7 protein-coding genes and 1 pseudogene are annotated in these 7,127 nt (G+C 58.3%); 6 read left to right on the top strand and 2 right to left on the bottom strand.

Annotation, left to right across the window (positions count from 1 at the left end; all coding sequences use genetic code 11):
- Positions 1-299 (top strand): hypothetical protein (locus ACRXB1_RS26345; RefSeq protein ID WP_449493704.1); only part of this gene is annotated, 299 nt, incomplete at its 5' end.
- A 93-nt stretch (positions 300-392) separates the two neighbouring features.
- Here ACRXB1_RS26345 and ACRXB1_RS26340 read toward each other — a convergent pair.
- Positions 393-1,196 (bottom strand): hypothetical protein, encoded by an 804-nt coding sequence (locus ACRXB1_RS26340; RefSeq protein ID WP_449493703.1) that lies wholly within the window; start codon positions 1,194-1,196, stop codon positions 393-395.
- Positions 1,197-1,915: 719 nt separating this feature from the next.
- On the opposite strand from ACRXB1_RS26340, the gene ACRXB1_RS26335 reads away from it, so the two are divergent.
- The 4 genes from ACRXB1_RS26335 to aqpZ all read left to right on the top strand — a co-directional run bounded on the left by ACRXB1_RS26335 (position 1,916) and on the right by aqpZ (position 5,337).
- Entirely contained in the window at positions 1,916-2,320 is a 405-nt protein-coding gene (locus ACRXB1_RS26335) for a helix-turn-helix domain-containing protein (RefSeq protein WP_062000569.1), read from the top strand.
- Positions 2,321-2,451: 131 nt separating this feature from the next.
- The gene (locus ACRXB1_RS26330) at positions 2,452-2,973 is read left to right on the top strand and encodes a hypothetical protein (protein ID WP_375507487.1); all 522 of its coding nucleotides are present in this window, start codon (positions 2,452-2,454) and stop codon (positions 2,971-2,973) included.
- Between the two features lie 31 nt (positions 2,974-3,004).
- A complete protein-coding gene (locus ACRXB1_RS26325; RefSeq protein ID WP_062168281.1) occupies positions 3,005-4,417 on the top strand; it encodes a DUF2252 domain-containing protein in 1,413 nt (470 codons plus the stop codon).
- 176 nt (positions 4,418-4,593) lie between these two features.
- Positions 4,594-5,337: an aquaporin Z gene (gene aqpZ, locus ACRXB1_RS26320; protein WP_062168283.1), complete on the top strand. Its 744-nt coding sequence runs from the start codon at positions 4,594-4,596 to the stop codon at positions 5,335-5,337.
- Positions 5,338-5,427: 90 nt separating this feature from the next.
- Here the strand turns inward: aqpZ and ACRXB1_RS26315 are convergent, their stop codons facing one another.
- Positions 5,428-5,631: a cold-shock protein gene (locus ACRXB1_RS26315; protein WP_056364527.1), complete on the bottom strand. Its 204-nt coding sequence runs from the start codon at positions 5,629-5,631 to the stop codon at positions 5,428-5,430.
- A 279-nt stretch (positions 5,632-5,910) separates the two neighbouring features.
- On the opposite strand from ACRXB1_RS26315, the pseudogene ACRXB1_RS26310 reads away from it, so the two are divergent.
- Positions 5,911-7,127 (top strand): annotated as a pseudogene (locus tag ACRXB1_RS26310) (autotransporter outer membrane beta-barrel domain-containing protein); the annotation flags it as partial.

Raw genomic sequence — 7,127 nt, 5'->3', positions numbered from 1 at the left:
ACTTGATGGAAACGTTGCGCCGTCTGGATCTGACCGTCGATGATCTCGACGCCGCTGGCGTGCGCATCTATAAAGTGGGCTTGTCGTTTCCGCTAGAAACCACGCGGCTCGATACGTTCGTGGAAGGGCGTTCCTGCAACAATGGCAGGATCAATACCGGTGTTCTGCTTCGCCCACGCGTAACACGCGCCGTCGTCCTGCGACTGCTTTGCCGGGCTTTGCCCGTGCGCCGGATAAACGGCGGGTTTCTGGGCAAGCGCTGCATGAGTGGCTACGGCAAGCGCGGCTGCGATTGCTAGATTTGATACTTTCATGACAACCTCAAAAACGATTTGTGCAAAGGGAGCTCCTCTTGCTCGCCAAACTTTCGAACGTCATCTTGTTTTGGATTCCTACTTACTAAAGGTCATGTTCAGACCGGCAAACAGGGTGAACTGCGGAACCCCGCGCCCCGAATGCGCGACCGAATATTGCGGCTCGATAAACGCGTTATAAATGGTCGTACCGGACTTCCACGCTTTGCCGCCGCCCAGGCCCACCGGTATGTAATAAGTCCCGTGCTGCAAGTCGAACGTCCATGTGCCCGTCGAACGCACATACCATCCACCCGGCAGATTGAAGATACCGAACGGCTGGGCAGTCAGCGATTGCACCGTCGGGCGACTGTCCTGTCCGGCGAAGGAGTGCTGCCATTGCACAAGCGCGCCAAGCAAACGCGCCTTGGTCGCACTGACTGCGACCGCGGCAAGCCCGGCCTGCCACTTGCCGCTGCCAAGGCTCGGATCTGTCGCCGTCGGCATGGTGAGCAACGGTCCGATACCGACCTGGATGCCCTCCTGCGAGAGCAGGAAGATGTCGAATAGATTGGTATCGCCCAAACCTGTGTTGTAGCCGCCCGCTGGATCGGGCCGGGTACTGATGGGCAGCGTCGCTCGGAATATCTGCGGTACGCCAATCAACCCATTCGGCCCAATGGGAATTGTCGGTCGCAAGAGAAAATCGTTCGTATGCGAACTCGCACCGAAAACGCTCGGCGTATAGTAATTTTGAATATTCAACGACGCAGCCAGATTCAGCGGATTATTACTTTTATTGGCTTCATCGGCCGCACTCTGTGCGAGCGCCACGCCCGAAAATGTCGCGGCACTTAAGCTGAAGCAGAATGACCGGACGAATTGCGGCGCGCAAATTCCCATGATCTTCTCAATGTGCCAATTTATGAAAACGCATAGTCGGCCGAAGCGTTCAGTGAAGAACGCTTGAGTTCCGGCCGCACTAATGAATCCCTCCGGCTCTAAAAAGGGATTGGTGTATTTCAGTGAATCGATGCCACTCGACGAGTAGCGACAATGAGCCTCAGGCAATACGCCTGATGCGGGCAGTGGCCATCACGAGTCCTCGCAGAGCCAAGACAGACGTGAACGTGTCCAATAATTCCTACCTTTCGCGGCAGGTATTGTCTTCCACAGTGTTCTACATTTGAACGGATGCTAGCAAACGTTTTCTGGTTTGCCAAAATTATTTTGTAACGACACGACGATTTAAATTAAACATCGAATTCGTTTCCATAACGTTAGCAAACATCTGACACAACATTTTCCGACGAGTCTCATTAGGTGAATAGAGATCAAATTTCAAGCAAAAAAATTTTCACAGGATCGCCCCAAATCGTTTGAAAACAGATATTGGTTTGGACAGTGGCTTCCATTGGGACCTGTCTCATTGGTCGAGGAATGGTTTTATTAATTATTTCGTGAATTATCAAATCCGAGAGGACTCTTTGTTTTGAATTGTTTAAGTCGAAACGAATCCCAGGATTATTTCGATATGAGACCCGGACGCCGCGGCAAACCGGGACGGTCAACAAGCGGCGACGGACTGCCGTGCATTCCTGAAGACAAGGACAAGTGCACAGATGCTTTCTCAGCCCGAAAACCTGCCCAGCGTAATGCGCCGGATGACCGCGGGACAGATGCTGCTAGACGGCGCATCGGTTGACCGCGTGGCCGAAGAGCTTCACCTGTCGCTCGCGACGGTCAGGCGCTACAAGGCGCTCATCGACGCAGGCGGCCTCGATGCCTTGCGGCAACTCGGCGTGGGCGGACGCACCTCGGTACTGGACCAGCGCGCGCTCGAATGGATATCGGCGGCGTTGCAGGGCTCGGCTAGAGCCCACGGCTTCGACAGCGACGCATGGACCAATGCGCGGTTGCGGTCGTTGATCGAAACGCAATTCGGCGTGCGTTATTCGCGCGTCTACGTCTGGCAAATCGCCACCAATCTCGGCCTCGGTCATCTGTTGTCGAAGTCTCGCCGGTAATCGTCACAAGCCCGCTTACATTTCAAACCGCATAGGAACTGCACATGACCCGTCACCACACTTCGTCGAAAATCAGCATGCATCTTGTACGAGCTTCCATCATCGTTTTCGCTTTGATCGCGGCGCCCTCCATGGCACAAACAGCGGCATCAAGCGTGGGGCCGGACGGCGTGGGTGCAGCGGCGACTGCCGAGACAAAGGCGCAGGTAGTAGGGATCGATACCGCGTCGAACAGCGTTGCGTTAAAGGGCGAAAGTGGAAAGATCGTGAACGTCGCAGTCAATCCGGACATTGCGGATGTCGGCAAGCTGAAGCTCGGCGACACCGTGAACATTCGCTACGAAAACGCACTGCTCGTGCGGGCGACCAAGGTGAAGTCGGACGGCATCCGCGAACGGATCGATGAAACCGCAGCCGTTCCCGAAGCCAACGGATCGACCGCCACGGCGCGGCGCGTACAGGTCGTCGCGACAGTCCAGAAGATCGACAAGGCGCATCGGACCATCACGATTCGCGGCCCGTACAGGACGGACACCTTGCACGTGGGTCCCGACGTACCGCTGAAAGACATCAAGGTGGGTGACAACCTGCGCGCGGAATTCGTGGAAGCGACTGCCGTACTCGTGACACGTGACGGTGCTCCAATCAAATAATCGGTCACCGGACGTTTGAAGAGAGGCGGTCATGTCAGGTGAAAGCAAGACGGCGTCGCGCGTTGCCGCGGGCAAGGCGCATCGGGACAACATGCCACGCTCCGCGCATGGCAAGCTCGGGAAGATCGATCGCGATCCCATCGAATTGCTCGAACAAAGCAGCTACGGTCGCGTGAACCGTCTTGTTCCGCTTCGATATGGCCGCATGATGGCATCGCCATTTTCGTTCTTCAGGGGCAGCGCGATCCTGCAGGCGAACGACCTCGCACAGTCCGCCAACACGGGCCTGGTCATGCCCATTTGCGGCGACGCGCATCTGATGAACTTCGGCGGTTTCGCCACGCCGGAGCGCCAGCTCGTCTTCGACCTGAACGACTTCGACGAAGTCGCGCTTGGCCCATGGGAATGGGATCTGAAACGGCTTGCCGCAAGCTTCATGATCGCCGCGCGCCACATGCGCCTGAGCCGGCTGACCGCCGAAAAACTGGTCGAAACGGTGGTGTCGCAATATCAGACCCGCATGCGTGAGTACGCGCAATTCAGCGCGCTCGAACTCTGGTATGAACGCATCACGTTCGACCGCATGCTCGAAACCGCCGTCAGCCCCGAACGCAGGCGCATCTTGCGCAAGGGCATGGAAAAAGCGGCGAGCCGCACGCACGACAGCATGCTAGAGAAGGTCGCGCAATTCGATGGCGAGCACTGGACGCTGCGCGACATGCCGCCCGGCATGTTCCACATCCACGGCACGAATACGCTGTTCGATGCAGACGACGACTGGGTCGCGCTCGGCAACTGGCAAGCGGTGATCAAAGGCATGTTCCCGCAGTATATGAAGACCCTCACGCATGATCGCCGCGCGTTGCTGCGCCACTTCACCGCGCAGGATCTCGCCTTCAAGGTGGTGGGCGTGGGCAGTGTCGGAACGCGTTGCCTCGTATTGCTGATGCTGGACGAACTCGGCAAGCCGATGTTCCTGCAGATCAAGGAAGCGCGCCGGTCGGTGATCGAACAGCACTTCGAAGCCGAGACACTGGGCCATGCCGGCGAGCGCGTGGTGCGCGGCCAACGCGTGATGCAGGCCGCCAGCGATATCTTCCTCGGCTGGGGCACAGGTCCCTCCGGACGCCACTTTTATTTCCGGCAACTGCGTGACATGAAGCTGTCGGCAAACATCGAATTGTTCGATATCGATGTCCTCGAAGGCTACGCCCGTCTGTGCGGCTGGATTCTGGCGCGCGCTCATGCGAAGGCGAGCGGCAAGGCAATCGAAATCAGCGCGTATCTCGGCCAGGGCAGCCAGATGGCAGAAGCGCTGGTGTCGTATTCGAAGAACTACGCGGATCAGGTCGAACGGGACTTCGATCTTTTTACTCAGGCGTGCAGAAGCGGACGGCTGCTCGCTCGCACCGACGAAGACATGGCCGCCGACTTTCATGTTTGAAAGACGCATTTGCAGGGTCGATTTTTAAAATCCCTGACCTACACTGATTGCGTGACCGGCATTCCGTATTTATGCGCCGCGTCACATAGCAGACAAATAGTCAGGAGGACTAAAACGAATCAAAGCAGTCGCGCCGATTCTTCTCGAAACCCGTCAGATCTAATGGATGTCACATCATGCGATTACAACAGCGTCTCATAGCGGAGTTATTTGGCACGTTTTGGCTAGTAATTGGCGGATGCGGAAGTGCGGTTCTCGCCGCGAAGTTTCCGGGAACGGGAATCGGTTTTGTGGGGGTATCGCTGGCATTCGGTTTGACCGTGCTCACCATGGCTTATGCACTCGGCCATATTTCAGGCGCCCATTTGAATCCGGCAGTTAGCGTCGGGCTGGCAGTCGCCGGCCGTTTTCCGGCGAAAGAGCTGGTACCGTACATCGTCGTGCAGGTGATCGGCGCGACCCTTGGCGCGTTCGTGCTGTATCTGATTGCCTCGGGCGTGCCGGGGTTCGACGCCGCCGCCAGCGGCTTCGCCAGCAACGGCTACGGGGCACGCTCGCCCGGCGGCTACTCGATGACCGCCGCCCTCATCTGCGAAGTCGTGATGACGTTCTTCTTCGTGCTCGTCATTCTGGGCACCACCGACGGACGCGCCATCTCCGGATTCGCGCCGCTCGCCATTGGCTTGTGCCTGACGCTGATCCATTTGATATCGATACCGGTGACCAACACGTCGGTCAATCCGGCGCGCTCGACCGGGCCTGCGCTCTTTGCAGGCGGGGCGGCGCTCGGGCAGCTCTGGCTCTTCTGGGTCGCGCCGATAATCGGGGCGTTCATCGCGGGGGCGCTGTATCCGCGGCTGTTCCCGGAAAAGGTCACGGCAATCGCGCCGGCGCCGCTCGCCATCGACGCTGCGCCCTGACCCGGAAGCGCACAGCCATAAAAAATGGCCCGCCAAGGCGGGCCATTCATTCACGCGATCAAGCTAGCTGTATCGAATTGAAGCGTCGAATTACAGCGGCTGGATGTTCGATGCTTGCAGACCCTTCGGGCCTTGCTTCGCTTCGTAGCTCACTTTCTGGTTTTCCTGGAGGGTCTTGAAGCCTTCCGTGCGGATTTCCGAGAAGTGCGCGAACAGGTCGTCACCGCCGCCGTCCGGCGTGATGAAGCCAAAACCCTTCGCATCGTTAAACCACTTCACAATACCTGTTGCCATTTGCTGATTTTCCTAGAAGAGACGTAATTCCGTTTGGTAGCGTCACCCGCCGTCAAACGGCAAAGCGTTGCTGCCTCCTTTTACCACGCGAAAATGACACTTTGCAATTGGATTCTCCCCGAAGTTCCCGGAAATCCTGTCCAAATAGCGCGTGTGCATAGTGCGGAGACACCTGCCGTTCATCCGAGCGGACATGCGAATAATAATTAAAACATTTGGTAAGGCAAAGAAATAAGTCTATTTTTATCTCTCATTAGACGTTCTGAGAGACCGGAGACAATGAAGAAAGCAGTCGACTTGGGCATTTGCGGCGCTGTTGTTTTTTCGGGAGCGATCGCGGGGTCGGTGAATGCCGCGTGCAGTTCGACTGCGCCAACAGGCGGCGCGAGCGTAGTGTGCAGCGGAACCGGCGTTGGTCCGGTGGCCGCGCTGACGGGCTCGACCGGGGTCAATATCACCATCGACTCGACCGTGGCCGCCGCGCTCACGCGTGCGGCTTCGCCGGTATCGTTCAGCGTCGTGGGGGCGAGCACGATCACCAATAGCGGCGCGATTACGCTAACCGGCGGCGGCGGCTCGGGAACCAATCGAGGTGCGGTCCTCCTGGGCACTGCAAATAACAATCAGCTTACAAACGCTGCGACCGGCAGGATCACCACGACTGGCGCCTACAACGACGGCATGGCCGCCAATGGCAGCGGCAATTCGCTTGTGAACAACGGGTCCATCTCGACCGCCGGGCCGAACGCGTACGGCATGTCCGCCGCCTGGGGGCAGACAAATGTTGGTCAGGCCAACAACAGTTTGACCAACACCGGAACGGTATCGACGAGTGGCAACAACGCGCGCGCGGCATCCATAGTCGGCGGCAGCGGGATGATCAACAACAGCGGCAGCTTGTCGACGTCAGGCGCCAACAGTCCCACAGCGTATCTTCAAGGCAACAACGATTCGCTCGTGAATACCGGCACGATCACCGCGACCGGCGCCGACTCCGACGCGGTGTTCTCCAACACTGCGGGGTCGAGCTTTGCGGCGACTATCGAAAACCGGACGGGCGGTCGGATTTTCAGCCAGACCGCGGCGGCTGTCCGGACGCTGAACGGCGCGAGTACCGTCACGAATGCCGGGCTGCTGCAGTCCGGCGGCCCGCTGGCGATCGCCATGGGCAATGGGGCAAACACGCTGATCCTGCAGACAGGCTCGCAGATCATCGGCGGTGCCGATGGCGGCGGCGGTCCCGGCGTGAGCACGGTGATCCTGCAGGGAAGTGGTGAGGCATCGAATGCCTTCACGCGCTTTCAGACGTTGCGAATGGACGGCGATGCCTGGACGTTCAGCGGCACGGGGGATTTCAACCTCGCCGAAGTGCAGACAGGCTCGCAGATCATCGGCGGTGCCGATGGCGGCGGCGGTCCCGGCGTGAGCACGGTGATCCTGCAGGGAAGTGGTGAGGCATCGAATGCCTTCACGCGCTTTCAGACGTTGCGAATGGA

This window comes from Caballeronia sp. M23-90 (assembly GCF_053574605.1).
Note: the sequence above shows the minus strand (reverse complement) of the source record. Positions and strands in the feature narration are given on the sequence as shown.